The organism is Bacillus sp. SIMBA_008, from assembly GCF_046535495.1.
Taxonomy (GTDB): domain Bacteria; phylum Bacillota; class Bacilli; order Bacillales; family Bacillaceae; genus Bacillus; species Bacillus subtilis.
In genome coordinates, this window is sequence record NZ_JAWRWL010000841.1 from 1 (window position 1) to 255 (window position 255).

Below are 255 nucleotides of genomic sequence, written 5' to 3' on the forward strand. Positions count from 1 at the left end.
GATCGCGGAGAAGATGACCAGTCCACCCATGACGACGGCAAGCCGGACCGGTTCTCCGAACAGGACAAGGCCGAAGACCATCGCGAGGGGAAGTCGAATGAAATCGATGACGACGAGGAGCGAGGCATCCGCAAGCTTCATTGCACGGGCGAAGGCGAGCTGAGCCATGAGGCCACCCACGCCTTGCACGGCCATTAGGCCAAGGGCATAAAGGGACGGTGTCTGCCAGACCGGGATAGCGATCAGCAGCGCTAT

The 255-nt window shown here is 60.8% G+C and carries 1 protein-coding gene; it reads left to right on the top strand.

Annotated elements, in window-relative coordinates; all coding sequences use genetic code 11:
- On the top strand, positions 1-198 hold a 198-nt coding region (locus SB658_RS25700; RefSeq protein ID WP_410603287.1), incomplete at its 5' end, for a hypothetical protein.
- Positions 199-255: the final 57 nt, after the last annotated feature.